Source organism: Nocardioides pymetrozini (assembly GCF_046058985.1).
Lineage (GTDB): Bacteria > Actinomycetota > Actinomycetes > Propionibacteriales > Nocardioidaceae > Nocardioides.
In genome coordinates, this window is sequence record NZ_CP175556.1 from 783,036 (window position 1) to 808,675 (window position 25,640).

General features: G+C 73.4%; 29 protein-coding genes. 21 read left to right on the forward strand and 8 right to left on the reverse strand.

From position 1 onward, the window contains the following. Positions 1-116 precede the first annotated feature (116 nt). Positions 117-950, forward strand: coding sequence for a sigma-70 family RNA polymerase sigma factor (locus ACJ5H2_RS03800; RefSeq protein WP_408898235.1), 834 nt, complete (start codon positions 117-119; stop codon positions 948-950). Between the two features lie 173 nt (positions 951-1,123). Here the strand turns inward: ACJ5H2_RS03800 and ACJ5H2_RS03805 are convergent, their stop codons facing one another. Genes ACJ5H2_RS03805 through ACJ5H2_RS03815 form a run of 3 tightly spaced genes read right to left on the reverse strand, consistent with a single transcriptional unit; the run spans position 1,124 to position 3,577 of the window. Further along, complete coding sequence (locus ACJ5H2_RS03805; protein ID WP_408898236.1) at positions 1,124-2,305, reverse strand: alcohol dehydrogenase catalytic domain-containing protein; 1,182 nt, start codon at positions 2,303-2,305, stop codon at positions 1,124-1,126. 28 nt (positions 2,306-2,333) lie between these two features. Continuing rightward, positions 2,334-2,540: a CDGSH iron-sulfur domain-containing protein gene (locus tag ACJ5H2_RS03810; protein WP_408898237.1), complete on the reverse strand. Its 207-nt coding sequence runs from the start codon at positions 2,538-2,540 to the stop codon at positions 2,334-2,336. Between the two features lie 8 nt (positions 2,541-2,548). Next, the gene (locus tag ACJ5H2_RS03815) at positions 2,549-3,577 is read right to left on the reverse strand and encodes an iron-containing redox enzyme family protein (RefSeq protein WP_408898238.1); all 1,029 of its coding nucleotides are present in this window, start codon (positions 3,575-3,577) and stop codon (positions 2,549-2,551) included. A gap of 246 nt (positions 3,578-3,823) precedes the next feature. Here ACJ5H2_RS03815 and ACJ5H2_RS03820 point away from each other — a divergent pair, with 246 nt between their 5' ends. From ACJ5H2_RS03820 to ACJ5H2_RS03860, 9 genes are all read left to right on the forward strand, one after another. Continuing rightward, positions 3,824-4,513 (forward strand): PAS and ANTAR domain-containing protein, encoded by a 690-nt coding sequence (locus tag ACJ5H2_RS03820; protein ID WP_408898239.1) that lies wholly within the window; start codon positions 3,824-3,826, stop codon positions 4,511-4,513. A gap of 98 nt (positions 4,514-4,611) precedes the next feature. Further along, positions 4,612-5,472 (forward strand): SDR family oxidoreductase, encoded by an 861-nt coding sequence (locus tag ACJ5H2_RS03825; RefSeq protein ID WP_408898240.1) that lies wholly within the window; start codon positions 4,612-4,614, stop codon positions 5,470-5,472. A gap of 25 nt (positions 5,473-5,497) precedes the next feature. Further along, positions 5,498-5,692 carry a hypothetical protein gene (locus tag ACJ5H2_RS03830; protein WP_408898241.1) on the forward strand — a complete coding sequence of 65 codons (195 nt, stop codon included), beginning with the start codon at positions 5,498-5,500 and terminating at the stop codon, positions 5,690-5,692. After that, on the forward strand, positions 5,689-5,907 hold the full coding sequence (locus ACJ5H2_RS03835) for a hypothetical protein (RefSeq protein ID WP_408898242.1): 219 nt from the start codon (positions 5,689-5,691) through the stop codon (positions 5,905-5,907). The genes ACJ5H2_RS03830 and ACJ5H2_RS03835 overlap by 4 nt, the downstream gene beginning before the upstream one ends. Continuing rightward, a complete protein-coding gene (locus tag ACJ5H2_RS03840; RefSeq protein ID WP_408898243.1) occupies positions 5,904-6,380 on the forward strand; it encodes a DUF6328 family protein in 477 nt (158 codons plus the stop codon). The genes ACJ5H2_RS03835 and ACJ5H2_RS03840 overlap by 4 nt, the downstream gene beginning before the upstream one ends. Beyond that, on the forward strand, positions 6,362-6,832 hold the full coding sequence (locus tag ACJ5H2_RS03845; protein ID WP_408898244.1) for a hypothetical protein: 471 nt from the start codon (positions 6,362-6,364) through the stop codon (positions 6,830-6,832). Before ACJ5H2_RS03840 ends, ACJ5H2_RS03845 begins: the two co-directional genes overlap by 19 nt. Then, a complete protein-coding gene (locus ACJ5H2_RS03850) occupies positions 6,829-8,061 on the forward strand; it encodes an NRAMP family divalent metal transporter (RefSeq protein WP_408898245.1) in 1,233 nt (410 codons plus the stop codon). Before ACJ5H2_RS03845 ends, ACJ5H2_RS03850 begins: the two co-directional genes overlap by 4 nt. 12 nt (positions 8,062-8,073) lie before the next feature. Continuing rightward, complete coding sequence (locus tag ACJ5H2_RS03855) at positions 8,074-8,772, forward strand: hypothetical protein (protein WP_408898246.1); 699 nt, start codon at positions 8,074-8,076, stop codon at positions 8,770-8,772. A 45-nt stretch (positions 8,773-8,817) separates the two neighbouring features. Next, complete coding sequence (locus ACJ5H2_RS03860) at positions 8,818-9,087, forward strand: Rho termination factor N-terminal domain-containing protein (protein WP_408898247.1); 270 nt, start codon at positions 8,818-8,820, stop codon at positions 9,085-9,087. A gap of 21 nt (positions 9,088-9,108) precedes the next feature. Here the strand turns inward: ACJ5H2_RS03860 and ACJ5H2_RS03865 are convergent, their stop codons facing one another. Then, positions 9,109-10,857: a dolichyl-phosphate-mannose--protein mannosyltransferase gene (locus ACJ5H2_RS03865; RefSeq protein ID WP_408898248.1), complete on the reverse strand. Its 1,749-nt coding sequence runs from the start codon at positions 10,855-10,857 to the stop codon at positions 9,109-9,111. 85 nt (positions 10,858-10,942) lie between these two features. On the opposite strand from ACJ5H2_RS03865, the gene rsmI reads away from it, so the two are divergent. From rsmI to ACJ5H2_RS03900, 7 genes are all read left to right on the forward strand, one after another. Next, positions 10,943-11,788, forward strand: a complete 846-nt coding sequence (gene rsmI / locus ACJ5H2_RS03870; protein WP_408898249.1) for a 16S rRNA (cytidine(1402)-2'-O)-methyltransferase — start codon at positions 10,943-10,945, stop codon at positions 11,786-11,788. After that, entirely contained in the window at positions 11,781-12,647 is an 867-nt protein-coding gene (locus ACJ5H2_RS03875) for an alpha/beta fold hydrolase (protein ID WP_408898250.1), read from the forward strand. Before rsmI ends, ACJ5H2_RS03875 begins: the two co-directional genes overlap by 8 nt. Further along, positions 12,644-13,498 (forward strand): TatD family hydrolase, encoded by an 855-nt coding sequence (locus tag ACJ5H2_RS03880; protein WP_408898251.1) that lies wholly within the window; start codon positions 12,644-12,646, stop codon positions 13,496-13,498. The genes ACJ5H2_RS03875 and ACJ5H2_RS03880 overlap by 4 nt, the downstream gene beginning before the upstream one ends. A 272-nt stretch (positions 13,499-13,770) precedes the next feature. Continuing rightward, positions 13,771-14,898 carry a ubiquitin-like domain-containing protein gene (locus ACJ5H2_RS03885; RefSeq protein ID WP_408898252.1) on the forward strand — a complete coding sequence of 376 codons (1,128 nt, stop codon included), beginning with the start codon at positions 13,771-13,773 and terminating at the stop codon, positions 14,896-14,898. 29 nt (positions 14,899-14,927) lie between these two features. Next, on the forward strand, positions 14,928-15,815 hold the full coding sequence (gene rsmA, locus ACJ5H2_RS03890) for a 16S rRNA (adenine(1518)-N(6)/adenine(1519)-N(6))-dimethyltransferase RsmA (RefSeq protein WP_408898253.1): 888 nt from the start codon (positions 14,928-14,930) through the stop codon (positions 15,813-15,815). Next, positions 15,812-16,705, forward strand: coding sequence for a 4-(cytidine 5'-diphospho)-2-C-methyl-D-erythritol kinase (locus tag ACJ5H2_RS03895; RefSeq protein ID WP_408898254.1), 894 nt, complete (start codon positions 15,812-15,814; stop codon positions 16,703-16,705). The genes rsmA and ACJ5H2_RS03895 overlap by 4 nt, the downstream gene beginning before the upstream one ends. Further along, positions 16,698-18,500 (forward strand): ABC-F family ATP-binding cassette domain-containing protein, encoded by a 1,803-nt coding sequence (locus ACJ5H2_RS03900; RefSeq protein WP_408898255.1) that lies wholly within the window; start codon positions 16,698-16,700, stop codon positions 18,498-18,500. The genes ACJ5H2_RS03895 and ACJ5H2_RS03900 overlap by 8 nt, the downstream gene beginning before the upstream one ends. A gap of 10 nt (positions 18,501-18,510) precedes the next feature. Here the strand turns inward: ACJ5H2_RS03900 and ACJ5H2_RS03905 are convergent, their stop codons facing one another. Next, positions 18,511-18,999 carry a MarR family winged helix-turn-helix transcriptional regulator gene (locus ACJ5H2_RS03905; RefSeq protein ID WP_408898256.1) on the reverse strand — a complete coding sequence of 163 codons (489 nt, stop codon included), beginning with the start codon at positions 18,997-18,999 and terminating at the stop codon, positions 18,511-18,513. 72 nt (positions 19,000-19,071) lie between these two features. On the opposite strand from ACJ5H2_RS03905, the gene ACJ5H2_RS03910 reads away from it, so the two are divergent. Together ACJ5H2_RS03910 and ACJ5H2_RS03915 are read left to right on the forward strand one after the other, a co-directional pair. Then, positions 19,072-19,983 carry an alpha/beta fold hydrolase gene (locus tag ACJ5H2_RS03910; RefSeq protein ID WP_408899584.1) on the forward strand — a complete coding sequence of 304 codons (912 nt, stop codon included), beginning with the start codon at positions 19,072-19,074 and terminating at the stop codon, positions 19,981-19,983. After that, positions 19,980-20,765 (forward strand): methyltransferase domain-containing protein, encoded by a 786-nt coding sequence (locus ACJ5H2_RS03915; RefSeq protein ID WP_408898257.1) that lies wholly within the window; start codon positions 19,980-19,982, stop codon positions 20,763-20,765. The genes ACJ5H2_RS03910 and ACJ5H2_RS03915 overlap by 4 nt, the downstream gene beginning before the upstream one ends. A 204-nt stretch (positions 20,766-20,969) precedes the next feature. On the opposite strand, the gene ACJ5H2_RS03920 is transcribed toward ACJ5H2_RS03915, so the two are convergent. Further along, entirely contained in the window at positions 20,970-21,848 is an 879-nt protein-coding gene (locus tag ACJ5H2_RS03920; RefSeq protein ID WP_408898258.1) for a hypothetical protein, read from the reverse strand. Positions 21,849-22,047: 199 nt separating this feature from the next. Here ACJ5H2_RS03920 and ACJ5H2_RS03925 point away from each other — a divergent pair, with 199 nt between their 5' ends. Beyond that, positions 22,048-23,475, forward strand: coding sequence for a sigma-70 family RNA polymerase sigma factor (locus ACJ5H2_RS03925; protein ID WP_408898259.1), 1,428 nt, complete (start codon positions 22,048-22,050; stop codon positions 23,473-23,475). A gap of 41 nt (positions 23,476-23,516) precedes the next feature. After that, positions 23,517-23,993, forward strand: coding sequence for a hotdog fold domain-containing protein (locus ACJ5H2_RS03930; RefSeq protein ID WP_408898260.1), 477 nt, complete (start codon positions 23,517-23,519; stop codon positions 23,991-23,993). Position 23,994: 1 nt separating this feature from the next. On the opposite strand, the gene ACJ5H2_RS03935 is transcribed toward ACJ5H2_RS03930, so the two are convergent. Continuing rightward, positions 23,995-24,882: an amino acid ABC transporter permease gene (locus ACJ5H2_RS03935; protein WP_408898261.1), complete on the reverse strand. Its 888-nt coding sequence runs from the start codon at positions 24,880-24,882 to the stop codon at positions 23,995-23,997. Next, the gene (locus ACJ5H2_RS03940) at positions 24,882-25,535 is read right to left on the reverse strand and encodes an amino acid ABC transporter permease (RefSeq protein ID WP_408898262.1); all 654 of its coding nucleotides are present in this window, start codon (positions 25,533-25,535) and stop codon (positions 24,882-24,884) included. The genes ACJ5H2_RS03935 and ACJ5H2_RS03940 overlap by 1 nt, the downstream gene beginning before the upstream one ends. Positions 25,536-25,640 lie beyond the last annotated feature (105 nt).

The window sequence follows — 25,640 nt, forward strand, 5'->3', positions numbered from 1 at the left end:
GAAATCTGGTCCCAGGGGTCGCCATCGGTATGCGGTCGGGGTAGGTTGGGTAGCGACGCACCAGACATCCGTGGCCAAGCCCACCGCCACATCGCTTCCGATCCTCGGGAGTAGCCATGTCCACCGTCGCACGCCCCACCATTCCGAACCGCTCCACCGCCTCCTCCACCGGCCAGGTCAGCTCCGCCGAACGGAAGGCGCGCACCGCCGAGCTGCTGGCGAAGGCGCGGGAGTGTCCGCCCGGCGAGCGCGACGACCTCCTCGACGAGGTCATCGTCCTCAACATCCCCGTCGCGCGCACCCTCGCCGCCCGCTACCGCAACCGTGGCCAGAGCGCCGACGAGCTCGAGCAGGTGGCCTGCCTCGCGCTGACGCGCGCGGTCCAGGCCTTCGACCCCGAGCGCGGCGACGACCTGCTGGTCTTCGCGGTGCCGAGCATCCTCGGCGAGCTCAAGCGCCACTTCCGCTCGGCTGCCTGGGCGGTGCGCCCACCGCGCCGCATCCAGGAGATCCGCCCGCGCGTGGTCGCCGCCGAGGAGGAGCTGGGCCAGCGGCTCGGCCGCCCGCCGACGCCGCACGAGCTCGCCGACGAGCTGGGCTGCCCCCCGGCGGAGGTCGAGGAGGCCTTGGCCTGCGGCGACCTCGTCCACGCCGCGTCGCTCGACGAGCCCGTGGCCGCCACCGGGAGCCCGCTGGGCGACCTGCTGCCCGAGCTCGAGCCCGGCTTCGAGCAGAGCGAAGCCGTGGCGATGCTCGGCCCGGCCTGCCGCCGGCTCAAGCCCCGGGACCGGCAGATCCTGCGGATGCGCTTCTACGAGCAGCGCACGCAGCAGGAGATCGCCGACGAGCTCGGGGTGACCCAGGTCCAGGTCTCGCGGCTGCTGCAGCGGATCTTCACCGACCTGCGTCGCGCCATGGGCGTGAGCGGCGGCAGCCCGCGCGCCGCCTGAGCACGCACACCCGAAGAGGACTCCCCGGACTGGTGCCCGGGGTGCCGTGACCAGGCGGGTCGCCACCCCCGATGGCGACCCGCCGCCACGGTCACGACGACGGTCCACCGCTATCGGTCCGCTCGACACGCTCAGCGGGACCAAGGCGGTGGACCGTTGTCGTCGCCACCCACTCAGGGTCGGAAGAGCACCTTCACCATGCCGTCGTTCTTCGCCCGGAAGTCCTCGTACGCCGCCGGCGCCTCCTCCAGTGGGAGGTGGTGGGTCGCGAACGACTCGACTCCGAGGTGGTCGGTGGACTCCAGCAGGAGGGCCAGGATGTCCTCGCTCCAGCGGCGGACGTTGGCCTGACCCATCCGCAGCTGGATCTGCTTGTCGAACATCTCCATCAGCGGCATCGGGTCCATCGGCCCGCCGTACACGCCGACGACCGAGACGGTGCCGCCGCGGCGCACGGCGTGGATCGCGAGATGGAGAGCGGCCAGGCGGTCGACGCCCGCGGTGCGCATCACCGGCCGGGCGATCCGGTCGGGCAGCAGGCTGACCACCTTCGCCATCGACTCGGCCACCGGCGAGCCGTGGGCCTCCATGCCCACGGCGTCGATCACGGCGTCCACCCCTCGCCCGCGGGTGAGCTCGAGGATCGTCGTGATGGTGTCGGGGTCGTTCTCGGAGACGATCACCTCGGCGCCGTGCCCGGCGACGCGCTGGAGGCGCTCCGCGACGGGGTCGACGACGAAGACGCGGATCCCGCGCATCAGGGCGATCCGGGCGCACATGTCCCCGATCGGGCCCGCCCCCAGCACGAGGAGCGTGTCCTCGGGGCGCAGGGCGGCGTACTCGACGGCCTGCCAGGCGGTCGGCAGCACGTCGGAGAGGAACACGAAGCGGTCGTCCGGCGGTCCGTGCGGCACCTTGATCGGCAAGGTGTCCCCGAAGGGCACGCGGAGCAGCTCGGCCTGCGCGCCGGGCACCTGGCCGTAGAGCTTGCTGTAGCCGAACAGGCTGGCACCGGTGCCCTGCTCGGTGTTCTGGGTGGTCTCGCACTGGCTGTGCAGCCCCTGAGCGCACATCCAGCACCGACCGCAGCTGACGTTGAACGGTACGACAACCCGGTCCCCGCGGTGCACCGAGGTGACGCCCGCGCCGACCTCCTCGACGATCCCGATCGGCTCGTGTCCCACGATGTCGCCGGGCTCCATGAACGGTGCCAGCGGGTCGAAGAGGTGCAGGTCCGAGCCGCACAGCCCGGTGGAGGTCACCCGCACGATGATGTCGTCCGGCTGCTCGATCCGGGGGTCGGGCACCTCCTCGACGCTCATCCGGCCCTTGCCCTGCCAGGTCACTGCTCGCACGAACGTCCTCTCCTTCGCTCTACGTGGCTCAGCTGCTCGGCTTCTTCTTCCGGCGCCGGTCGCGGTGGCTGTCGTCGCACCACGGGAGGCGGTCGGACCGGCCGCAGCGGCACAGCGCGACGACGGCGCGCTCCACGGGGGCGGTGCTGCCGTCGAAGCCGACGACCTCGTCGGCGCCGCGGATCAGCAGCGGCCCGCCCGGGCACTCGGTGACGGTGACGCGTCGGTTGCTCATCGCCCGGCTCACCCCGCCGCCCGGGATCCGGGGTGCCCACGCCAGCCGTCGAGCAGGACCTCGCCCGCGAGCCCGTCGACCGCGAGACAGGCCGTCGCGCCGAACACCACGTCGGCCGCCAGATCGGGCTCGTCGGCCACCAGGGCTGCGCAGATGCCGCGGATGGCGAGCTGCTCGTGGACGGCGTCCGCCTCGACGTGCTCGTCGTAGTAGTCCTGCACCGCCTCGGGGAGTCCCAGCCGCCGCGCCCCGCGGAGGATCCGCTCGCACGGCAGGGAGCTGGTGGCCTCGAACGCCGCGAGGTGCCCCATCGCCGCGCCGCGGAGGCGCCGGTTGAGGGCGAACAGCGACATCAGGTTGACCGACGCCAGCGTCGCGCCGGTCGCACCCGCGACGTACGGACCGAGGTCGGTCGGCATGTCGAGCGAGGCCAGGGCGCGGGCGAAGAGCGTCTGGTGCAGGCGGTCGGGACGCCCGCCGCCGTACTCGTCGTACTGCAGCTCGGCGAGGGCCACCTTCGCCGCGCCGCCGATCCGGGGGAGCACGAAGCTCTGCGGGTCGGACTCGCGCAGGTGGTAGACGGCTCGCTCGCCCAGATAGGAGCAGAACTGCTCGCGGCTGGCCCGGCGGTGCAGGAACTGGGCGACCTCCGAGGGCCCGGAGCGGGCCGTCATCCGCACCAGCGCCGCGGTCACCTGCTCGGCGGGAGTGTCACCGAGACTCTCCAGAGCCGGCGCGTCGTCGGGGGCGGCGCTCACGAGCTGGCGGACCGCGTGCTCGAAGGTCCGCTCGAGCGCGGCGCGGCTGACCATCAGCAGCGGGTCCCACTCGGCGTTCGCGTCGTCCACGTCGTCGAAGCCGCGGTAGTGCAGCTCGTAGAGCACCCAGAGGGCGAGCTGGAAGTCGCGGTCGGTGAGCGGGTAGGTGACATCTCCCATGGCGCGCGGCTCCGCCACGGCGTGCGGCCGGTGCGGGCGGGCCCGCAGGGTGTCGACCACGTGCTCGCTCAGCGGCCCGCAGGGCTCCGGCAACCTCATGCTGTCCTCATCCTGTCCTCGTCGTCCTCGGGGGGCCCTCCCACAGCTCGCCCAGGATCAGGCGAAGCACGGCGCGGCGCGCCGCCAGGAGCGGGAGTACGAGACCCCCCGTTGTGCCGGCTGCCCGGTGTTCGGGATAGTTCTCTACGCGGGCGGTCCGTTGTCCCATGGCGACCTCCTCCGGTGGATGCGGGGTACCCCGGGCACCGGGCCGCATACGGAGAGCACGCAGTCGGAGGGGCCGAGATGGATCAAGGAGTGCCGGGGGGCGAGCCCGTGCCGCTGGGGGGTCTCGACGGTCCACGGCAGACCGGCCGGTTCGTCTTCGACGTGGTCGAGGCGCGCTGGGAATGGGACGACGACGTCTTCGCGATCCACGGCTACGAGCCGGGCGAGGTCGAGCCGACCACCGAGCTGGTGATGAGCCACAAGCACGAGCACGACCGCGAGCTCGTCGAGCGCACCCTCGAGGAGGCGATCGCCGACGGTGCGCCGTTCAACGTGTACTACCGGATCATGGTCGGCGGCGAGACCCGCAACGTGGTCCTCTGCGGCGAGGGCCAGTACGACGACGGCCGCACCAGTGGCAAGGTCGACCGGCTCGTCGGGTACTACCTCGACCTGACCCCCGAGCTCGAGGCCGAGACCACCGCCGCCGCCGACGCCGCCGTGGCCGCGTCCGCGGCGTCGCGCGACACGATCGAGCAGGCCAAGGGCATCCTGATGCTCGGCTACGGCCTCGACGCGGACGCCGCCTTCGCCATGCTCAAGTGGTGGTCGCGCAACCGCAACGTGAAGGTGCGGGAGGTCGCCGAGCGGCTGATCCAGGTGGCTCGGGAGGGGCATGTCAGCCACCCTGGACTGCGCCGGTTGCTGGACGCCCTGCTCGACGACCTCACCGCCAGCCGAGCGGCTCGGGAGGACCGCACCGACTGATATCCAGGCGGTACCCGCCTCCGCGGCGCCAACCGGGTCGATCGGGATCCGCGCCGGGCCAGGGGGTCTCATCCGCGGCGGCTGGGTAACGCCCGGACATGACCGAGCCAGCCTTTCCCGCCCAGCAGCAGACCCCTCCCGGCCTCACGGAGGAGATGACGCCGCGGCCCGACCACGGCGAGGAGTCGTACGTCGGCCACGGCCGGCTCGACGGCCAGGTCGCGCTGATCACCGGGGGTGACTCCGGCATCGGCCGCGCGGTCGCGATCGCCTATGCCCGCGAGGGCGCCGACGTCGCCTTCACCCATCTCCCGGAGGAGAAGGAGGACGCGGACGCCACGGCCGCCCTGGTGACCGATGCCGGCCGCCGGGTGCTCGCCCTGGAGGTCGACCTGCGCACCAGCGAGGCGTGTGCCGCGGCGGTGCGTCGTACGGTCGACGAGCTCGGGGCGCTCGACGTCCTCGTGAACAACGCCGGCTACCAGATGGCGCGCGACCACGCCGTCGACGACCTCAGCGACGACCGGATCGACCGCACGTTCAAGACGAACCTCTACGCCCTCATGTGGCTGGTCCGGGCCGCGGCGCCCCACCTGCGGAAGCGGCCCGGGTGCATCGTCAACAACGCCTCGATCCAGGCCTACGAGCCGTCGGAGACGCTGCTGGACTATGCGGCGACCAAGGCGGCGATCAACAACCTGACCGTCAACCTCGCCGCGTCGCTCGGCGGGGACGGGATCCGGGTCAACGCGGTGGCGCCCGGGCCGATCTGGACCCCTCTGCAGCCGGCCACCCAGGAGCCGGAGAAGATCGAGCGGTTCGGCACCGACACCCCGCTCGGACGGGCCGGGCAGCCGGCGGAGGTCGCGCCCGCCTTCGTCTTCCTCGCCTCGCCCGGCGACGCGTCGTACGTCTCCGGGACGGTGCTCGGTGTGACCGGTGGGAAACCCGTGTTCTGAGTCGGTCGCCGGGTACTTCACGGCCATGGAGAAGCCGCACGAGGAGCAGGCCGAGGAGCAGAGCGAGGGACAGGTGTCGGAGGTCGCCGGGTTCGGCGACGCCGGCGAGAAGGAGTCGCCGTCGGACGCCGTCGCGGGACACCCGACCGACGACGACGTGCAGGAGGGAGCGGCCGGGCCGGACGCCCGGACCGGAGACCAGGACCGGGAGGACCGATGACCATCCCCGACCCCGCGAACCCCGAGCGCCCGCCGGAGCCCGACGAGCCGGTGGACCCCGAGGAGAAGCCGATCCCGGAGAGCGACCGCTCCACCCCGGAGGACTACCACGTGCCCGACGTGGACCCCGAGGTCCCGCTCGCCGCGCCGGCCGACGCCGTCGACCCGGACGAGGCCTATCCGCATGCGCAGGACCTGGAGGAGGACCGGGCGTGACCGGGGACCCGGCGGACGGTGGGGACCGCCGGTCCCGGCCGCCGCAGCAGATCACCCGCAACCTGAGCGAGCTGCTGCAGGAGCTGCGGGTGATGCAGACCGGTGTGCAGATCCTCACCGGCTTCCTGCTGACGGTGCCCTTCACCGAGCGCTTCGGCGACCTGACCTGGACCCAGCAGCGGCTCTACCTGGGCATCCTGGTCGTGGCCGTGCTCACGACGCTCGTCATCGTCGCACCGGTGTGCTACCACCGGGTGCTCTTCCGGCAGGGTCAGCGGGAGTGGATCGTGGGGGCGGCCCAGAAGTGCGCCCTCGCCGGCCTGGTCGGGATGGCCACGGTCTCCGCCGCCGTGGTGCTGCTGGTGTTCGACATCGTGCTCGGCCGGAGCGCCGCCATGATCGCCGCGACGGCGGTCGCGCTCGCGTTCACCTTGATGTGGGCCGCGGTCCCCTGGTGGGGCCGCGCGAGGTGATGCGCTCGCAGCGACCGGCCGTCGTCGCGGCCCCGCTCGCCCTCCTCCTGGCGTTGCTGGTCGCCACGGTCGGCTGTGGCGTGGTCAGCCGCCCGGATGCGGCGGGGTGGGACCAGCAGGCGGAGCGCGCCCTCACCGACGCCGCCAGCCAGGTCGCGACCGCGCGGCTCGCGCTGGAGAACGCGGCAGCGGGGCGGACCTGGTCGCCGTACACGACCGTGCTGGTGGCCGATGCGGAGGAGGCCGCCGGGACCGCGGAGGAGGACCTCGCCCGGCTGCAGGTCCCGGCCGCACGCGAGCGTGCCGCCGCGACCGCGCTCGACCTGCTCCACCGGGCCGTCGAGCTCGTGGGGGAGGCCCGGGCGCACGCCGTCGACGGCGTGTACGACGACCGCGCCCTTCTCGAGCAGCTCGACGTCCTGGCGCGCGAGCTCGAGCAGGCGGCGCCGTGAAGCGCTACTTCGCCGTCCTCCTCGGCATCCTGACCGCCATCGGCGGCTTCGTCGACATCGGGGACCTGGTCACCAACGCCCAGGTGGGCGCCCGCTTCGGGACCTCGCTGGTCTGGGTCGTCCTCGTCGGGGTCGTCGGGATCTGCGTGTTCGCCGAGATGTCCGGCCGGATCGCCGCCGTCAGCAGGCGGGCCACCTTCGACCTGGTTCGCGAGCGGCTGGGGCCGCGCATGGGGTTCGTTAACCTCGTCGGCTCGATGTTGGTCACCTTCTTGACCTTCATCGCCGAGATCGGCGGCGTCGCGCTCGCGCTGCAGCTGGTGAGCTCGGTCCACCACGTCCTGATCGTGCCCTTCGTCGCGGCGGCCGTGTGGGTCGTGCTGTGGCGGGCGAAGTTCTCCTCGATCGAGAACGTCCTCGGGCTGATGGGGCTGGCCCTCATCGGCTTCGCGGTCGCGCTGTGGCAGCTCGGTCCGGACTGGGGCCAGCTGGCGACCCAGCTCTCGCCCGCGGAGAAGCCCGGCGCCGAGAGCTGGGCGACCTACGCCTTCTTCGGGGTCGCGCTGTTCGGTGCCGCGATGACGCCCTACGAGGTGTTCTTCTTCTCCAGCGGCGGCGTCGAGGAGCGCTGGACGTCGAAGGACCTCGGCGTGATGCGTGCCAACGTCTTCATCGGCTTCCCGCTCGGCGGCGTGCTGTCGGTGGCCATCGCGGCGTGCGCCGCGACGGTCTTCATGCCGGCCGGTGTGGCGGTGGAGACGCTCGGCCAGGTGGGCCTGCCCGTCGCGGTCGGCCTGGGGAAGATCGGCCTCGCCGTGGTCGTCCTCGGCTTCTTCGCCGCCACCTTCGGCGCCGCCTGCGAGACCGGCCTGTCCACGGGGTACAGCCTCGCGCAGTACTTCGGCTTCCCCTGGGGCAAGTTCGTCCGGCCGAAGGAGGCGGCGGGCTTCCACATCATCCTGCTGGTGGCCACCGTCCTCGGTGCGGGCGTGCTGCTCACGGGGGTCGACCCGATCATGGTCACCGAGGTCTCGGTGGTCTTCTCCGCGGTCGCGCTGCCGCTGACCTACTTCCCGATCCTGGTGGTGGCGAACGACTCCGACTACCTGGGGGAGCACGTCAACGGCCGGCTCGCGAACGCTCTGGGCGTGGTCTATCTCGTCATCATCACCGTCGCGGCCCTGGCCGCGATCCCCCTGATGGTCGTCACGTCGATGGGCCAGGGCTGAGGAGGTGCGCTGATGGGATCGCTCGCCGAGCGCTCGGGGTACGACGTCGGGCTCCACCTGCTCGACCGGCAGATCATCGGGTCCGACGACCGTCTGGCCGGCAAGGTCGACGACGTCGAGCTGCTCGTGGAGGACGACGGCTCGCTGGTGCCGACCGCCCTGCTGACGGGGCTGCCCGCCCTGCTGCCGCGCTTCGGTCCGGGGCTCGGCGGCGCCCTGGCCCGCGCGCACCGGCTGGTCCGCGCGGCTTCGGCGGACCAGGACCTCCCGCTCGTGGTGGACTTCGACCTGGTCGAGGACGTCACCAGCGAGGTCCGCCTCTCCGAGCCTGCGCTCGGGCTGCTGCGTCGGATGGAGCCCGAGCGCGCGGCGGACGACCGTCGCTGTCGTGTCAGTCGGCTGGTCGGGCTGCCGGTGCGCTGCGCCGCGCTTCCGCGCCGCTCCCGGGTGCTCGACCTGCGCCTGGTCGGATCACCGGGAGGGCGCGGGGAGCACCGCGTGACCGCGCTGGTCGTGGGGCCGGGCCGACCGGGTGCGCTCCTCGGCTACGACCGCAGCAGCGAGCCCGGCCCCGCCGTGGTCGCCGCCGTCGTCCGCCGGCTGCACCGGCACGCCCGGGTGGTCGACCTCGGCGCCGGGGTGGAGCTCGACCGCGTGGCGGGCGAGGTGCGGATCGGGCCGGAGGCGTCTTTGGCGCCGTTGCGCGGGTAACGCCCGGGGTGACCCGAACACCGACCGACGGCAGGAGGACGGGACATGCCCGCCAAGAAGCACGGACCCGGGATCAAGAACCCCGACGCCTACGAGGAGATCCGCAAGGACGGCGCCAGCAAGGAGAAGGCCGCGCGCATCTCGAACGCGATGGCCTCCGAGGGGGCCAGCACGGTGGGCCGCCGCGGAGGCAAGGCCGGGGACTACGAGGACTGGACGGTCGACGAGCTGCGCAAGCGCGCGGGCGAGCTGGACATCGAGGGCCGATCCTCGATGAAGAAGGACGAGCTCATCGACGCCCTGCGCCACCACTGAGCCGCGGGGCCGGGACCCGGCTCAGACCCAGCGCGAGAACCAGACCCGGTCCAGCCACTCGCTGTGGGTCAGCATCTGGTTGGTCCAGATCGGCCAGAACCACGCGTAGTTCACCAATGTCAGCACCACGAAGGCGCCGCCCACCACGACGCCCGCGGTCCGCCGCGCCGACGGGGCGCGCGAGGGCCCGATGAGGGTCCCGATCGTGAGCGTGAGCGCCAGGACGGTGAACGGCAGGACCGCGATGGCGTAGAAGAGGAAGATCGGCCGGTCGTCGTTCAGCATCCACGGCAGCCAGGTCGACAGCGCGCCGACGACCGCCAGCCCGTAGCGCCAGTCCCGGGCGCCGACCCACATCGCGACCGCGAACATCAGCGCCAGGACCCCGCCCCACCACAGCACGGGAGTCGGCAGCAGCAGGACCTGCTTGATGCAGTCGCTGCCGGCCGGCGCGTCGCAGCCGGGCGCGTCCGGCGCGATGTCGTTGGTGACGGCGACCCCGACGGGCCGGTTGATGAGCAGCCAGCTCGACGGCTTGGACGCGTAGAAGTGGCTCGAGCAGTCCAGGAAGTGGGTGTGGAAGGTGTAGACGTCCTGGTGGTAGTACCAGAGCGAGCGCAGCGACTGCCACGCCTCGCCCACGCCGTGGGCGTCCCTCTCGGTCGCGGTCGGCCACTTCCGCGTGGTGTCCAGCCGGTCGGCGACGTAGTGCTCGTCGTCCGAGTCGGCGTCCTTCTCGCAGTGGCCGTGGCCGGTGTACTGCCGGTACTGCGTCGAGCTCAGGTGCTCCTCGTACTCGCCCGCGTGGGCCAGCCAGCCGCCCCAGGTGGCGACGTACACGAGCAGTGCCACCACGACGAGGGACAGGAACGCCGGGACCCCGTCGAGGAGCGCGCCCTTCAGCAGCGCCCAGCGGATCCCGAGGGAGCGGCGCGCGCCGGCGCTCCACACCCAGCAGAGGACGCCGAGGGCGGCCAGGGGGTAGAGCGCGGTCCACTTGGTGCCGACCGCCAGCCCGAAGCAGACCCCCGCCGCCAGGAGCCAGGGCCGGAACAGGAGGGCAGGGCCCCATCCGGTGAGCCCCACGCCGCCCTCGGTACGACGGGCCCGCCGCGCGAGCCGGGCCCGGTGCCAGTCGCGGTCGGCGACGAGGCACGACACCCCGCACAGCAGGAAGAGCGCGAGGAAGATGTCCAGCAGCGCCAGCCGGGAGAGCACGAAGTGCAGGCCGTCGAGCATCAGCAGGGTGCCGGCGACGCAGCCGAGCATGGTCGAGCCGGTCATCCGGCGGACCAGGCGGCACATCACGAGCACCATCAGCGCGCCCGCGACGGCCGACGCGATCCGCCAGCCGAAGGGGTCCATCCCGAACGCCTTCTCGCCGAGCGCGATCAGCCACTTGCCGACATCCGGGTGCACCGCGAGCGACGGGTCGCCGGTCCACACCTTGTCGGTGTGCCCGGCCAGGATGTCCGCGTTGATGTCGGTCTCGGCGTCGCCGTCCGCGTCGCTCAGGTAGGTCTGGACGAAGCCGTTGTTGAGCAGCGACCAGGCGTCCTTCGCGTAGTACGTCTCGTCGAAGGCGAACCGGTGCGGGTTGCCCAGGCCGACGACGCGCAGGCCGAAGGCGAGCAGCATCAGGCCGACCGGGCCCAGCCAGCCGACCAGCCGGGCGCGCCCGGACAGGCGCCGCAGCGGGCTCGCGGCCCGCTCGACCGCCAGCGGCACCCGCCGTCCGAGCGCGGTGCGGGAGAGGCCGACGACGGTCACGGAGGGCAACCCTACGTGCCGAGTCCTCCGGTGGTTGAGGTGCGAGGCGCCCCGGCGCCGAGCCTCGAAACCACCGGCTGCGATCATGGGCCACGTGACGGGAGTCCTGGTGCTGGCGGGTACGCCGATCGGCCGGGTCGGCGACGCGCCCCCGCGGCTGGCCGAGGAGCTGGCCGCGGCCGACGTGGTGGCCGCCGAGGACACCCGCCGGCTGCGCCGCCTGGTGAGCGACCTGGGCATCGAGCTCGGCGGCCGCGTCGTGTCCTACTTCGAGGGCAACGAGGCCGCCCGCACCCCGGCGCTGGTGGAGGCGCTGGAGAGCGGGGAGCGGGTCGTGCTCGTCACGGACGCGGGGATGCCCAGCGTCTCCGACCCCGGCTACCGGCTGGTGGCCGCCGCGGTCGACGCCGGTGTCCGGGTGACCGCCGTGCCCGGCCCGTCGGCGGTGCTGACCGCCCTCGCGGTGTCCGGCCTGCCCGTCGACCGGTTCTGCTTCGAGGGCTTCCTGCCGCGCAAGGCGGGGGAGCGGGCCCGCCGGCTCGCCGACCTCGCCGCCGAGCAGCGCACGATGGTCTTCTTCGAGGCGCCGCACCGGACCCCGGCGGCCCTGGAGGCGATGCGCGACGCCTTCGGCGGTGACCGCGCCGCGGCCGTGTGCCGCGAGCTGACCAAGACCCACGAGGAGGTGCGCCGCGACGGGCTCGCCGCACTCGTGGCGTGGGCCGGCGACGGCGTGCGCGGCGAGGTCACGATCGTCGTCGCCGGCGCCACGCCCGGAGCGGGGATCGCGACGGACGCCGGCAGCCTGCGCGCCGCCGTGGCCGAGCTCGAGGAGTCCGGCATGCGTCGCAAGGAGGCGATCGCCGTGGTCGCCGGGCAGGCTGGACTTCCCAAGCGCGACGTCTACCAGGTGGTGCACATCGATGACTGAACCCACGACAGGGCGGATCACGACGGTCGAGCGGGACGGACTCGTCTTCGACCTCCTCGACGAGGGACCGCTCGACGGCGAGCCGATCCTCCTCCTGCACGGCTTCCCCGAGCGGGCCACCTCCTGGCGCCTGGTCGCGCCGCGCCTGCACGAGGCCGGCTACCGCACGATCGCCATGGACCAGCGGGGATACGCCCCGGGGGCACGCCCGAAGCGGCGCCGGGACTACCGGGTCGCGCTGCTCGCGCAGGACGCCGTCGCCGTCATCGACGCGGTGGCCGGCGCGGGCGGGTCGGTCCACGTCGTCGGTCACGACTGGGGCGCCATCGTCGCGTGGGCGCTCGCCCAGCACCACGCCGACCGGGTCCGCACCCTCACTGCCGTGTCGGTGCCGCACCCGGGCGCATTCCTGTCCTCCCTGGTGCGCTCGGGGCAGCTGCTGAAGTCCTGGTACATGCTGGCCTTCCAGCTCCCGGTGCTCCCCGAGACGCTGCTGGGGCGGGTCCGCTCGGCGTCCGACCGCCAGCTGCGGCACGCCGGCATGACGCGCGAGGACCTCGACCGGGTCCGCAGCGAGATCGTCGACTCCGGCGCCCTGCCCCACGCGCTGGGCTGGTACCGCGCCCTGCCCCTCAACGACCCGCGGGCGATGCGCACCCGCGTCGGCGTGCCGACCACGCTCGTCTGGAGCGACGAGGACGTGGCGCTGGGGCGGTGGGGCGCCGAGCACACCGTGCGCTGGGTCGACGCGCCGTACCGCTTCGTCGAGCTCAACGGCGTCTCGCACTGGATCCCCACCCACGCTCCCGACGTGCTGGCCGAGGCGATCCTCGACCGGGTCGGCGACACCGCGCCGTGACCGACGGGCGTCCACCGGCGCCGGAGCCGCTGCCGCACCCGGTCGTCGACAACCACTGCCATCTCGACATCTCCCGCGAGGGCCGGGGTGCCGAGCCCTGGGACGCCCGCGAGGCGATCGACGCGGCCGTCGCGGTCGGCGTACGGCGGATCGTGCAGATCGGCTGCGACCTGCCCGGTGCGCGCTGGGCGGTCGCCGCCGCCGCCGAGCACGCCGAGCTCGTCGCCGGCGTGGCGCTCCACCCCAACGAGGCGCCGCGGATCCTGGAGCAGGAGGGCCGTGCCGCCCTGGAGCTGGCCTGGGACGAGATCGAGCGGCTGGCCGGGGCGCACGACCGGGTGCGCGCGGTGGGGGAGACGGGCCTCGACGCCTTCCGGACGGGCGAGGACGGGCGGGCGGTCCAGGTCGAGTCCTTCCGTCGTCATGTCGACATCGCCAAGCGCCTGGACAAGACGCTCGTCATCCACGACCGCGAGACCCACGACGAGGTGCTCGAGGTCATCGACAGCGAGGGCGCCCCCGAGCGCTGGGTGATGCACTGCTTCTCCGGCGACGCCGCCTTCGCCCGCGCCTGCCTGGACCGGGGCGCGCACCTGTCCTTCGCGGGCACGGTGACGTTCAAGAATGCGGACGCGCTGCGGGAGGCACTGCGGGTCACGCCTCGTGACCGGCTGCTGGTGGAAACCGACGCGCCGTACCTCACGCCGGTGCCGCACCGCGGCCGCGCGAACGCGTCGTACCTCGTTCCGCTGACGGTCCGGGCCATGGCCGCCGAGCGCGGCGAGGACCTGGGCGAGCTGTGCGCCGCGGTCGACGCGAACACCGAGGCCGCCTTCGGCGGCACCTGGTAGCGGCCGCCGCCGGCCCGCTGTGACGGATGGGGCCGGTGAGGCGCGGGAGGGGTGAGTCGGGTCACGTGCCGCCGCGGTGAGGGCCCTCGCCAAGTTGCCATCGGCGGGGAGGGCCTGTTCTCGTGGATGACTGACGGCCGGGATCGGGAAGCAGCTCCACGACCAGCTCACCACCGATCCGACCGCCATCGCAGCCGCCGAGCGCGGGTGCGCAGGGGGGTTGGATCCGAGCTGGTCGCTCGAGGCCCGGGCAGTACGACGTTCGGAGAATCGTGCGCCTTGCACACCCCACCCTCGCCCGGCTCGCCCAGAGCCGGAAGGTCCTCACGCTCACCATCGCCGCCGTCCTCGTCGCGGTCTCCGCGGTCACCTGGGGCTACACCTCGATGTCCACCGAGGTGCGGCTGTCGGTCGACGGCAGGGAGCGCACCGTCTCCACGATGGGCGACACCGTCGGCGACGTGCTGCGCGACGAGGGCATCGAGGTGTCCGGACGGGACATCGTGCAGCCCAGCCTGGACGAGCAGGTGGCGTCGGGTGACCGGATCGCGGTGCTGTTCAGCCGGCCGGTCGAGCTCACGGTCGACGGCGAGACGAGCACCCACTGGGTGACCGCCACGGACGTGGAGGGTGCGCTCACCCAGATCGGTCTCGTGTACGCCGACAGCCGGCTCTCGACCAGCCGCGGGGCCGACATCGACCGCGGCGGCGCGGAGATCGAGGTGGTCACCGCCAAGCGGCTCACCTTCGCCCTGGCCGGCGCGAAGCCGGTCGTCCACGAGGTGCCCGCGCTCACCGTCGAGGACGCGCTCGCCGAGGTCGGCGTGGAGCTCGACGAGCACGACAAGGTCAGCCCCGAGCGGGGCGCCGAGCTCGCCGACGGCGACCGGATCGTGTTCACCGACATCGAGAAGCGCGAGCGCAACGTCACCGGAGAGGCCGTGCCGGCCCCGGTGCGGAAGGTCTCCGACGACACGCTGTACCAGGGGCAGACCAAGGTCGCCAGGCCCGGGGTCGACGGCACCCGCGACGTCACCTACAAGGTGACGGTGCGCAACGGCAAGGTCGTGCGTCGCGTCGTACTGACGGCGACCGTGACGCGGGAGCCCACCCCCGAGGTGGTCAAGGTCGGCACCAAGCCGGTCATCGAGTCGGGCAACACCGTCTGGGACCGGCTCGCGCAGTGCGAGTCCGGTGGCAACTGGCACATCAACACCGGCAACGGCTACTACGGCGGCCTGCAGTTCAACCTGGGCACCTGGCGCTCCAACGGCGGCACCGGCTACCCGCACCAGGCCTCCCGCGAGGAGCAGATCCGCGTGGCGACCCGGCTGCGCGACGCTGCCGGCGGCTACGGTCCCTGGCCCGGCTGCGCCGCCAAGCTCGGCCTCCCCCGCTGATGAGGCCCGAGGGTCACTAGGCTGGGCGCATGCCTGAAACCTCCGCGCCGCGGCTGCTGGGCCCGGCGGAGGTTCGAGACCTCGCAGCGCGGCTCGGCCTGCGCCCGACCAAGCAGCGCGGCCAGAACTTCGTCATCGACGCCAACACGGTGCGCCGGATCGTCCGCGAGTCCGGCGTCGTCGAGGGCGAGGTCGTCCTCGAGGTGGGCCCGGGGCTGGGCTCGCTCACCCTCGCACTGCTCGAGGCGGGCGCGGAGGTGACGGCGGTCGAGGTCGACCCGCTGCTCGCCGACGAGCTGCCGACGACCATCGGGGCCTTCGCGCCCGGCTGTGCCGAGCGGTTCCGGGTCGTGCTCGCCGACGCGATGACGGTCACTGCGATCCCGGGCCCGCCCCCGCAGGCGTTGGTCGCCAACCTGCCGTACAACGTCTCGGTCCCGGTGCTGCTGCACCTCATGGCGCTGCTGCCCACCCTCGAGCACGGCCTGGTCATGGTGCAGGCGGAGGTCGCCGACCGCCTCGCCGCGCCCCCCGGCTCGAAGACGTACGGCGTCCCGTCGGCCAAGGCGGCCTGGTACGCCGACGTACGACGCGCCGGCGCGATCGGACGCAACGTCTTCTGGCCGGCGCCCAACGTCGACTCCGGCCTGGTCGCGTGGACCCGGCACGACCCACCGACCGACGAGGTGGCGCGCGAGCAGGTGTTCGCGGTGATCGACGCCGCCTTCGCCCATCGACGCAAGGCGCTGCGCGGCGCGCTGCGAGCCCTCGCCGGCGGCGCGGAGCAGGCCGAGGCTGCCCTGCAGGAGGCGGGGATCGACCCGCTGACCCGCGGCGAGGTCCTGGGGATCGACGAGTTCGTGGCGATCGCCGTCGCCCTGCGGGGCGCCACTGCCGACCCCAGGGGGAGCGCATGACCCAGGTGACGGTGCGGGCGCCCGCGAAGGTCAACCTCCACCTGGGGGTCGGCGGACTGCGGCCCGACGGCAAGCACGCCCTCGCGACGGTCTACCAGGCCGTGGGCCTGTACGACGACGTGACGGTCGTCGAGGCCGACGACTGGTCCGTGGGCCTGACCGAGCCGATCGACGGCGTCCCTCTCGACGGCGACAACATCGCGATCCGGGCCGGCCGGGCGCTGACCGCGCACCACGGCATCGACCGCGCCGCGCGGATCACGATCGCCAAGGGCATCCCGGTGATGGGCGGCATGGCGGGCGGCTCGGCCGACGCCGCCGCCACCCTCCTCGCGCTCGACCGCCTGTGGGCCCTGGAGACCTCCGACGACGACCTGCTGCGGATCGCCGGCACCCTCGGCAGCGACGTGCCCTTCGCGCTGCTGGGCGGAACGGCGCTCGGCACCGGCCATGGCGAGGTCGTCACCCCCGTCGAGGACGCCAGCTCGGTGTGGTGGGTCGTGGTGCTGTCCGACGAGGGGCTGTCGACGCCGGCCGTGTACGGCCACTTCGACGAGCTCTCGCCCGGCGCGCCGCCCGAGCCTCCCCTCCCGGAGGCGCTGATCGCGGCCCTCGGCACGGGCTACACCGACGAGATCGGCGACCTCCTCGACAACGACCTCTGGCCGGCGGCCCGGGACCTGCGCCCGGACCTGGTGGACGTGGAGGTGCGGCTGCGCAGCCTCGCACCGGACGGCGTCCTGCTCTCCGGCTCCGGCCCGACCCTCCTCGTGCTGCACGAGGACGTCGAGGAGGCGCGGGCCACCGTCGCGGAACTGAGCGCCCAGGGCCTGCGCTGCACGCTGGCGCCCGGACCCGTCGCCGGAGCCCACGTGGTGACCTATGCCTGAGCCGCGCAGCCTCCTCAGCCTGGAGCGGGTCTCGAAGGCGTACGGCGTCCGCCCGCTGCTCACCGACGTCTCCCTCGGCGTCGGCGAGGGCGAGCGGATCGGCATCGTCGGCCGCAACGGCGACGGCAAGACCACCCTGCTGCGGATCATGACCGGCTCCGAGGAGCCCGACGACGGCCGGGTCTCGCGCCAGCGCGGCCTGCTCATGGGCGTGCTGGCCCAGCACGACGACTTCGACGACACGCACACCGTGCGCGAGGTCGTGCTCCGCGGCATGGCCGACCACGAGTGGGCGGCGGACGCGCGCTCGCGCGAGATCGTCGAGGTGCTGCTCGCGGGCGTCGACCTCGACCGCGCGGTCCACGGCCTGTCGGGAGGCGAGCGCCGACGGTGCGCGCTGGCCGGCCTGCTCCTCGGCGACCACGACCTGGTCGTCCTCGACGAGCCCACCAACCATCTCGACGTCGAGGCGGTCGCGTGGCTGGCGGCCCACCTCGCCGCCCGCTCCTCCGCGCTCGTCGTCGTCACCCACGACCGGTGGTTCCTCGACGCCGTGTGCCAGCAGACCTGGGAGGTCCACGACGGCGTCGTGGACACCTACGAGGGCGGATACGCCGCCTTCGTGCTCGCCAAGGCCGAGCGCCAGCGCCAGGCCGCGGCCTCCGAGGTCCGCCGCCAGAACCTGGTCCGCAAGGAGCTCGCCTGGCTGCGCCGCGGGGCGCCGGCGCGCACGTCCAAGCCGAAGTTCCGCATCGACGCCGCGAACGCGCTCATCGAGGACGTGCCGCCCCCGCGCGACCGGCTGGAGCTGCAGCGCTTCGCCACCCAACGCCTCGGCAAGGACGTCATCGACGTCGAGGACGTCGACTTCTCCCGCGGCACCCGCCGGCTCCTGGACCACGCCACCTGGCGACTGGGTCCCGGCGACCGGGTGGGCCTGGTCGGCGTCAACGGCGCCGGCAAGACCTCGGTGCTGTCCCTGCTCTCCGGGGCGGCGGCGCCGAGCGCCGGCAAGGTCCGCCACGGCCGGACCGTCGCGCTGCAGCATCTGACCCAGGACGTCGAGGTCGACGACCCGGACGCGCGGGTGCTCGCGACCGTCGAGGGCATCCGCCGGGTCACCCGTACGGCGGACGGCGAGATCACCGCGACCTCGCTGCTGGAGCGGTTCGGGTTCACGGGCGACCGGCTGACCGCCCGCATCGGCGACCTCTCCGGCGGCGAGCGCCGCCGCTTCCAGCTCCTGCGGCTGTTGCTCACCGAGCCCAACGTGCTGCTCCTCGACGAGCCCACCAACGACCTCGACATCGAGACCCTGACCGTGCTCGAGGACTTCCTCGACGGCTGGCCCGGCACGCTCGTCGTGGTCTCCCACGACCGGTACTTCCTCGAGCGGGTCACCGACTCGGTCTGGGCGCTCCTCGGCGACGGGCGGATCTCCATGCTGCCGCGTGGCGTCGACGAGTATCTCGAGCGCAGGGCACGAGCGACCGCGGAGCCCGCGGACGCCGGCGTCCCGCGGTCCGACCCGACGGCGGAGGCGCCTTCGACCCCTTCGTCGGCCAAGGCGAAGCCGGGCTCCGCCGAGGAGCGCGCCGCGCGCAAGACCGTGGCGCGCCTCGACAAGGTGCTCGAGCGGCTCTCCGCGCGCGAGGCCGAGCTGAGCGCCGACCTCGCCGCGCACGCCACCGACCCCGAGAAGCTGTCGGTGATCGGCTCCGCGCTGGCGACGCTGCAGGAGGAGAAGGAGGCGGCCGAGCTGGAGTGGCTCGAGGCCGCCGAGCTCCTGGAGTAGCCGGCGCGGGTCAGCTCGCGAAGGGCACCAGCAGGCGTCGGAGCAGCCCGGCGAGCGCGTCCTGGTCCTCCTCGGTGAACCCGGTCAGCAGCTCGCGCTCGGCGTCGAGCAGGGCGGCGAAGGCGCCGTCGACGGCGTCCTTGCCCTCCGGAGTCAGCCGCACGAGGACGCCGCGGCGGTCCGAGGGGTCGGGGTGGCGCTCGACGAGGCCGCGCATGGCGAGCCGGTCGACCCGGTTGGTCATCGTCCCGCTCGTCACGAGCGTCTCGCGCAGCAGCCGGCCGGGGGAGAGCTCGTAGGGCTCGCCGGCGCGCCGCAGGGCCGCGAGCACGTCGAACTCCCACGACTCGATGTCGTGGGTGGTGAAGGCGTGCCGCCGCGCTCGGTCGACGTGGTGCGCCAGCCGCGAGATCCGGCTGAAGACGGACACGGGGCCGAGGTCGAGGTCGCTGCGCTCGCGCGCCCACGCCTCGACCAGCTCGTCCACCTCGTCGCGCATGCGCTCATCCTAGCCCGACGATCGAGAATCTTGATATCAAGATAATTCGGGCGTAGGGTCGGCCCCGTGAGCATGCGCACGGTCGACCTCGGCCCGGTCTCCCTGACCAGCCTCACCTGGGGCGACGTCGACGACCGGAGCCGTCCGCTGGCCGTCCTGGTCCACGGCTTCCCCGACACCGCCCACACCTGGCGCCACCTCGGCCCGGCGTTGGCCGCGGCCGGCCACCGGGTGGTCGCCCCGTTCACGCGCGGCTACGCGCCCAGTGCGATCCCCGCCGACGGCAGCTACCACGTGCCGGCGCTCATGCACGACGTGCTGGCGCTGCACCGCGCGTACGGCGGTGACCACCGTGCCGTCCTCGTCGGCCACGACTGGGGTGCGATCACCGCCAACGGCATCGCGGCCGGGACGGCCAACCCGTTCGGCGCGATCGTGGCCCTCGCGGTCCCACCCTTCTCGGTCATGGCCCCCCGCCGCGACGACGTCGGCCGCTGGCTGCGCATCCTGCCGCGCCAGGCGAGGCTGAGCTGGTACACGCTGTTCAACCAGTTGCCACGGCTTCCGGAGCAGCGCTTCGACGAGCTGGTCGCGCACCTGTGGCGACGGTGGTCGCCCGGGTACGACGCGCGCGTCGACCTCGCCCATCTCGCCGCCGCGGTCCCGGACGACGCCCACCGGAGCGCGGTCCTCGGCTACTACCGCGCGCAGCGGCGCCCGCACCGGCTCCCGGTGCGCTACCGGTCCCTGGCGGACGCCTGGACGGGTGAGCCGTCGGTGCCGCTGCTCTACCTGCACGGCGCGCAGGACGGCTGCCTCGACCCGCGCTGGGCCGGCCGGATCGGGAACCGCCTGCCCTCGGGCAGCCGGGTCGCCGTCGTCGAGCGCGCCGGGCACTTCCTCCAGCTGGAACGACCCGACGCCGTCAACGATCTCGTCCTCGAGCACCTCGACACCGTCTCCCGGGAAGGACGCCGCCGATGAGCCTGCGCTGGGACCCCGAGCGCTATCTGGCCTACGCCGACGAGCGCAGCCGACCGTTCCTCGACCTCCTGGGTCGGGTCGCCGCACCCGAGCCGCGGGTCGTGGTGGACCTCGGCTGCGGACCGGGCACTCTCACCTCCCTTCTCGCCGACCGGTGGCCGGGGGCGGCGGTCACCGGGGTGGACTCCAGCGACGCGATGATCCGTGCCGCCTGCGACAGTCCCGCCGCCGACCGCGTCGCCTTCCACAGGGGCGACCTGCGCGACTGGCTGGGCGCGGCCCCGGCCGGCGGTGTCGACGTCCTCGTCTCCAACGCGACCCTGCAGTGGCTGCCGGAGCACCTCGACCTGCTGCCTGCGCTCGTGCGCGCCGTGGCCCCCGGCGGCTGGCTCGCCTTCCAGGTCCCCGGCAACCACGACGAGCCCAGCCACACCCTGCGTGCCGAGCTCGCGGCCGAGCCCGCCTATGCGGCCCACACGGCCGGTGTCGCCACCCCGCACGCACACGACGCCACGACCTACCTGCGGGCGCTGCAGGCCCTCGGCTGCGAGGTCGACGCCTGGGAGACGACCTACCTGCACGTGCTGCGCGGCCCGGACCCGGTCTTCACCTGGATCTCGGGCACGGGTGCCCGACCGACCCTCCAGGCGCTGCCCGACGAGCTCCGGCCGGGCTTCGAGGACGAGCTGAAGGCGCGGCTGCGCGCGGCGTACCCGGACGACGGCGACGGCGTCGTGCTTCCGTTCCGGCGCATCTTCGCGGTCGCCCGCGTCGCGGGCTGAGTCGAGGACGCCGCCGGGATTCCCCTCCCTCCGGGGAACCCCGGCGGCGTGTGCTCCCCCCGCGGTTGCGGTCGGGTGCCGAGACGACTGCAGCTCCTGATGCCAGGACGTCCGGCCCGCAGCACCCCCCAGATGCTTCGGGCCCCGGTCGTTCCGCCCCGCCCCCCAGCCGGATCGGTTCGACGCTGCAGCCGCCTCGGCGGCTCACGGGGCGGCTCGGCCGCCCGGGTGGCGCGACCCGGAGGTCGCGCGGTGCGGTGGTCGCGCGCGGGACCGGCGGGCGGGCCCTGCGGCCCGCTCTCGGCACAGCGCGACGATCATGGTCACGACGGCCGCGGCGTGGCTGCCGGCGATCGTCGCGGCGAGGTCCAGCAGCCGTTGGGTGTACGGCGACCACGGGTCCGCGATCATCATCGCGACGTGGTGGCGCCACTCGTGCACCGTGCCGTGCGCCGTGATGTCCAGGAGCTCCTCGACCGAGTCGAGCGGCGGGACGGTCCAGGTGCGGTCGACGCCCTGCAGCAGCAGGGCGTGCGCCGCGCGCAGGCAGGCGTCGTCGACGGCTGCGCTGTCGTACGGCGCGGGCGGGCGGGTCGCGAGTCGCCGGGCCAGCCCCGGGGCGAGCATCCGGCGCAGGGCGTCGGTGGTCAGGGGCAGACGCGAGTCGGTCTCGAGCGCGGAGCCGTAGCGGTGCTGCAGGCGGGCGAGCCGGTCGTGGCCGAGCTCGTCGACGAGGCCCGACAGCGCCGCGTGGTCCTCGAGGTCGCCGAAGAGCGCGAGCCCGACGAGGTTGCCGGAGGCCGCGCACGCCGGCAGCGTGTGGGAGAGGTCCGGGTGCTCCTCGACGAGGGCGACCAGGCGCGCCCACACGTCGAGGTCCGCGTGCGGCACCCGGGCCGTCCGGGCCAGCACCCCGTCGAGGACGTCGAGGAACAGGTCCTCGTGCGGCAGGCAGGCCGCGCGCCGGCGGCGTACCTGCTCGCGCAGCACGACGGCCCGGCGGGCCAGGGACCGCGGGCGCAGTGCGACGACCGCGGGCGCAGCGGCCGCACGCGGTGCGGGGGCCCGGTACGTCGTGCTCATGTCTCTCCGATCGGTGGTGACCGCCCCGGCGGGGCCGTCATGGGACCAGACGGCGTACGGCCCGGAACATCACGCGGAAATCCCTGCGAGTTCGAAAGTTTTCGGATTCGGTGCATCATCGGATGTGCTCGGTCGTTGGACCGGCACAGCGGCGCGCCCTGGTGGCGGTCGGTCGGGCAGAGAGATGGCGGAGGATCGGATGGGCGAGGACGCGTCCCGCACCCCGGAGGAGGAGCTCCTCGACCGGGTGCGAGCCGGCGACACCGCTGCCTTCGAGGAGCTCTACCGCGAGCACGTCGACGGCGCACGCCACCTCGCCCGGATCCTGGTCGGGGCCGAGGCGGCCGAGGAGCTCGTCGCCGAGTCCTTCTCGCGGGTGCTCGGCCAGCTCAGCTCCGGGGGCGGCCCCACCGCGAGCTTCCGCTCCTATCTCCACGTGACCATCCGCAACGGCTACCGCGACGGCCTGCGCTCGCAGCGCGAGGCGCTCGCCTCGGACCAGCCGTGGCTCTTCGAGCAGGCCGAGACCGCCGAGGTGACGCCCGAGGAGGCCGTCGAGGGGCTCGACGAGAGCGTCGCGGTCGACGCGCTGGCGACGCTGCCGGAGAGCTGGCGCACGGTGCTGTGGCACGTCGAGGTCGAGGGCCGCAAGCCCGCCGAGGTCGCCACGCTGATGGACCTCAAGCCGCGGGCCGTCTCCTCGCTCGCCCACCGCGCCCGCGAGGGTCTCAAGCGCGCCTATCTCGACCTGCACGCCGGCCCGGAGCCGGCGCGCGAGCAGTGCCGCTGGGTGCACCACCGGATGAGCCAGTACGCCCGCGGCGACCTCGGGACGCGCGCCGAGCAGCGCTTCGGCGCGCACCTCGACGGCTGTGCCGAGTGCCAGCGCGCCTTCCTCGTCGTCGACCGGGTCAACCAGAAGCTGGCGGTCCACGTCCTTCCCATCGTGCTGCTCGCCCTGCCGTCCGGCAGCAAGGGGCTGCTGTGGGTGGCCGGCGGCACGGCCGCCGGCGGCGCCGCGGGTACGACGGCCGCACCCGCGAGCCCTCCGTCGAGCGGTCCACCGGGGCCGGTCGTGGCGGTCGCCGCCGCGGTGGCGGTCGCCGCGGTCGCGGCCGGCGCGTTCGCCGCCTTCGGCGGTGACGAGAGCGAGCGCCCGGCGGTGGCCACGCCCCGCGCGGCCGCCGAGAGCCCGGCAGAGAGCGCAGTGGAAGGCCCTGGGGGAGGACCGCCCTCCGGTCCCGCCCCGCTGGACCCCGTCGCCGACGAGCCCGCGGCGGCGGACACGCCACCGGCGACGTCCCCGACCGCCCCTGCTGCGAAGCCCGCTCCCGGTCCGCGCCCGGCGGACGAGGAGCCGCCTGCCGCAGCCGAGGAGCCGCCCGCTCCGCCGGCCGAGACGCCCGCCTCGCCGCCGGCCCCGCCGGCTCCGCCGACCGACGGGCCGGCGGCGCCGAAGCAGCCGCCGCCCACGCCGGCCTGCGGCGGGCGGCGGATCTGCGCGGGACCGGTGACCGTCACCCTCCCGGGGGAGGGCCAGCGGGGCGCGACCGTCGAGCTCGCGCTCCCGGGACTGCCGGTCATCACGCTCGGCCCCGGCGGTGTGACGGTCGGCACGAAGCGCTGAGGCCTCTCGCGCTGGAGGTTACTGGCGAGTAATCTGCCGCCATGACTCAGGTTCACAGCCTCTGGAAGACCACGACCAGCCTCCCCGTGGTCGGCGGCACCCTCGGCAAGCGCGTCTTCTCCATCGCGTTCAGCCAGAAGGCGCCCTACTTCGCCACGATCCACCCCCGGGTCACCGAGCTCCGGCCGAACTACGCCGCGGTCGTGATCCCCAAGCGCCGCAGCGTGCAGAACCACATCGGCACCGTGCACGCGATCGCGCTGTGCAACGGCCTCGAGATGGCGATGGGCGGCCTGGCCGAGGTCACCATCCCGAAGGCCAAGCGGTGGATCCCCAAGGGAATGACCGTGTCCTACACGGCCAAGGCGACCGGCGACGTCACCTGCATCGCCGAGACCGACCAGGAGCAGTGGGACAGCGCGGAGGGCGACCTTCCGGTCCGGGTCCGTGGCGAGCTCGCCGACGGCACCGTGGTCATCGAGGGCACCATCAACCTCTGGGTGACCAGCAAGAAGTAGGTCAGCGCGTCCCGTCCGTGGGCGGCACCGGGCCACCGGTGCCCGCCCCGGCGGCGGTGAGCGCGGTCATGCCGACGTCGAGCGGCTTGTGCTCGCCGACGAACCGCTTCTGCACCCAGGTGGCGATCGCGGTCAGCAGCAGGTTGACCGTCACGTAGAGGAGCGCCAGGACGATCGCGGTCTGCAGGTGCGTTCCGGGGAACTCGGTCCACATCAGCTTGGCGACGTAGGTGAGACCGGGCGCCACGATGTACATGCCGAGGCTGGTGTCCTTCAGCGCGACCACGCACTGGCTGATGATCGCGGGCAGCATGATCTTCACGGCCTGCGGCAGCAGCACCAGGTTCATCACCTGGGTCTTGCGCATCCCGATCGCGTAGGCCGCCTCGCCCTGCCCCTTCGGCACGGCCAGCACGCCGGCCCGGAACACCTCGGCGAGCACCGAGCCGTTGTAGAGGGTCAGCGCGAGGACCACCGACCAGTAGGGGCCGAAGCCGTCGCCGACGCCCCAGGTGAAGAAGATGAAGACCATCAGCAGCAGCACCGGCACGGCGCGGAAGAACTCCACGACCAGGGCGCAGGCCCACCGGACGGGGCGATGGTCGGAGAGCTTGCCGACACCGAAGACCACGCCGAAGACCACCGCGAAGATGATCGCGGTGAAGGCCATCTGCAGGGTCTTGAGCAGGCCGTCGACGAGCAGCACCTCGACGTACTCGGGCGTGACGAACTGCTCCCACTTGCTGTAGGCCAGCTCCCCCTCCGACTGCAGGAAGAGCAGGATCCCCGCGAGCGCGGCGAGCACGCCGACGGCGGTCAGGATCGTGTAGAGCCGGTGCCGCGCGACCGTCTTGGGGCCGGGGACGTCGAAGAGGACCGAACCAGCCATCAGCGGGCCGCCTTCCAGCGTCGCTCGAGTCCGACCGCGCCGAGAGAGATGAGCTCGACGAGCAGGATGTAGCCGATCGCGAAGACGATGAAGATGAGGATCGTCTCGTCGGCGTTGCGGTTCACGAAGTAGCGCATTCGGGCTGTCGCCTCCATGATCCCGAAGACCGCGACCACCGAGGTGTTCTTCGTCATCGCGATGAGGGTGCTCGCCAGCGGCGGCACCGAGGCGCGGAAGGCCTGGGGCAGCACGACGTGGCGCATGTTCTGGGCGAAGGTCATCCCGATCGCGCGGGCCGCCTCCGCCTGGCCGAGGTGGACCGCGTTGACGCCGGAGCGGATCGCCTCCGCCACGAAGGGCGCGGTGTAGAGCCCGACCGCGATCGTTCCCTTGACCAGGAAGGGCGTCCCCACGAGGAGCCCGAGGTTCGGCGCGGCCACGAACACGAAGATGCACATGACCAGCAGCGGGGTGTTGCGCACCAGGGTCACGTACGTCGACGCGACGCCGCGCAGCACCGAGACCGGACCGACCCGCATGGCGGCCAGGAGGGTTCCCAGCGCCATCGCCAGGAGGCCGGACAGCACGGCCAGCTGGATGGTCAGCCAGAAGGCCTTCAGCACCAGGTCGAAGTTCGCGAACACGTCGTCCATGCCCGGGTGCTCCTCTCGGTCTCAGTCGTCGGTGTCGTGGGGGTCGTCGGGGTCGTCGGTGTCGGCTCGACGGTGGCCCGCCGCGGGCCCGGCACCGTCGGTGCC